This is a genomic window from Limnospira sp. PMC 289.06 (assembly GCF_032350395.1).
In the GTDB taxonomy this organism is placed as follows: Bacteria; Cyanobacteriota; Cyanobacteriia; order Cyanobacteriales; family Microcoleaceae; genus Limnospira; species Limnospira platensis.
This window is the reverse complement of record NZ_JARPLC010000250.1, coordinates 1-2,428: the sequence shown is the minus strand read 5'-3', so window position 1 is coordinate 2,428 and position 2,428 is coordinate 1. Positions and strand designations below refer to the sequence as shown.

The window sequence follows — 2,428 nt, the reverse complement described above, 5'->3', positions numbered from 1 at the left end:
AGCCCAGCCCGTCAGCGCTCCAGGGGGTTGACAAGCCGAGCGAATCGGGATATGATGGAGTCATATCTTAGATAATGGGAGGCATGACTTTAATAAAAAAATTGCAACTATCCCATTATGTAATATAGTAGCAGAAGCGCCGCCCAAAAGCAAGGGTTCCCCAAAAAAAAGTGGCGCGGGGGCGCAAGGATAATTTTTTTTTTTATTTTTTCGGATAAAATTAGTTGTAGGGGCGGGTGCGCGATCGGCCACACACCTCACCAGCCAACTACCTACACCCGCCCCAGAGTGCTGTAGGGGCGGGCGGGTGCGCGATCAGCCACACACCTCACCAGCCAACTTTCTACACCCGCCCCTGGCTGCGCGTAGGGTGCGTCACATCCAATCAGCCACTGGGAAAGGAAAACGAAAAACTTGCTGATGTGACGCACCTTCTGAGGCCATAAGACACACCGGGAACTATATACACCCGCCCCCACGCCATAAAACACACCGGGAACTATATACACCCGCCCCTAGGGTTCTGCATGGTAGTGTTACCTGGGTTAAAATTGAATTTGGGCTGTTAGACATCCTTGCGAAACAACAACTAAAATTTGTATCGTATCGAGGCCGAAGCCTCCCATTTTTTTGGAACACGCCACCCGGAGCAGAATGGCGAGGTTATTGGTCTATCCTTAAATTTGACGACTAACTAACATAGACTAACCCCCAACCAAGAAGCGATCGCTCAAGAGGTAACCGATCGACCCTTAAACTCAAAAACCGCCCCGGTGCAATCCGGCCGCGGTTTCTTTTGTAAAGTGCAACTACTTGCAGTTATTTTGGTTCGCTAGGTAGCTATCAGCGAACTCAGTTAAAACCCTCCGCAGTTCTCGCTTAGGTATAACCGCAAGTTTGTCTTTTAAATCCTGAGCTACTCTAATGCCAAACAGTATATTCGCGGGTTGAGATCCTTCCTGTTTCAGCTTACTTGGATTCTTGTCTGTGAAAAAGTTGGGATTGCCAACTCGATCATAAACGCCTCTTCTGCCTCTTTTCATTTTTTTACCCTCTGTAAAGTTTTGTAAACAATTGCACGTTTTCGGTACTATTGTGTATAATCTTATCAGAGGGATAGGGAAAGAGCCGTTGCAGCGGCTCTGACCCATCAAATCTCTCAAAACGGTTAAGAACCAATTAACTCATCAGTTGAGGATTCTATATGTATGCTACCACACAGAGCCAATCTTTGGCAAGTATCTTGTACAGCAAAGCCGCCGTCGCGCGGATTTGTGGTTGCTCTCACCAAATTATTGCCAGGGTTGAAATTTGGTGGAAAGTAATTTTTGTTGTTTTCAAAAAGGGTCACGGGTTGAGACCCAAGTTTGTCAGTAAAAAATCTTTTCATCAAAACTTCCAAACCTTCAGGAAACGCCACACCGGGAAGCTAGAAATATACCCCCACAATGAACCCTATAAATTTGCTGTTGTTAATCCCCAGGGAGACACCTATGAAGTGTCCATCGAAGAAGAGGAAATAACTTGCACTTGCCAGGATTTTGATTTCCAGAGTAAAAGCCGTGATGTACTTACCCTAGAAACCGGAACGCGCTGGATTCCCAAGTGTAAGCATATTCACAAAGTATTAGAACTTGGCGATAGGGAGGAGCTTAGAGATTTGATCAACTCTGAAGGGGGTGTTGAGTTTGACGCAGACGACAACTGGTTAATCAGTGATGATTGGGTCAGTGATTATGAATACTCCCAAGTGCCACCCAACTGGTAATTTTCGGTAACTTCCAGGAAGGTGATTAATCCCTCCCTTCACCCAACCTCGCCAACACAACGACTAAGGAATCCATCATGACCACCACTATCTATAAAAAACTGTTAACCGTCCGAGCCTCAATCTCCGGTCTAAACAAAAGCGGGTACAACAAATTTAAGCAGTTTCATTGCTCGACTAATGTTTATTTTTTCAAAAAAAAAAATAGCCCAGCCCGTCAGCGCTCCAGGGGGTTGACAAGCCGAGCGAATCGGGATATGATGGAGTCATATCTTAGATAATGGGAGGCATGACTTTAATAAAAAAATTGCAACTATCCCATTATGTAATATAGTAGCAGAAGCGCCGCCCAAAAGCAAGGGTTCCCCAAAAAAAAGTGGCGCGGGGGCGCAAGGATAATTTTTTTTTTATTTTTTGGGATAAAATTACCTGTAGGGGCGGGTGCGCGATCGGCCACGGGAAAAACCAGCCAACTACCTACACCCGCCCCAGAGTGCTGTAGGGGCCGGCGGGTGCGCGATCAGCCACACACCTCACCAGCCAACTACCTACACCCGCCCCAGGCTGCGCGTAGGGTGCGTCACATCCGATCAGCCACTGGGAAAGGAAAACGAAAAACTTGCTGATGTGACGCACCTTCTGAGGCCATAAGACACACCG

2 protein-coding genes and 1 pseudogene are annotated in these 2,428 nt (G+C 46.9%); 1 reads left to right on the top strand and 2 read right to left on the bottom strand.

Going from position 1 to position 2,428, the window contains the following annotated elements; all coding sequences use genetic code 11:
• Positions 1-272: 272 nt before the first annotated feature.
• Positions 273-509: a hypothetical protein gene (locus P5674_RS24125; RefSeq protein ID WP_286167396.1), complete on the bottom strand. Its 237-nt coding sequence runs from the start codon at positions 507-509 to the stop codon at positions 273-275.
• Positions 510-1,204: 695 nt separating this feature from the next.
• Between P5674_RS24125 and P5674_RS24120 the strand changes: the two genes are divergently transcribed.
• Positions 1,205-1,768, top strand: a complete 564-nt coding sequence (locus tag P5674_RS24120; protein WP_006615990.1) for a hypothetical protein — start codon at positions 1,205-1,207, stop codon at positions 1,766-1,768.
• Between the two features lie 477 nt (positions 1,769-2,245).
• Here the strand turns inward: P5674_RS24120 and P5674_RS24115 are convergent.
• Positions 2,246-2,428: pseudogene (locus tag P5674_RS24115) on the bottom strand (hypothetical protein); the annotation flags it as partial.

What these genes read in the sequence shown, in the direction of transcription:
- P5674_RS24120 (WP_006615990.1), top strand. Translation starts at nt 1,205, where the DNA reads ATGTATGCTACCACACAGAGCCAATCTTTGGCAAGTATCTTGTACAGC.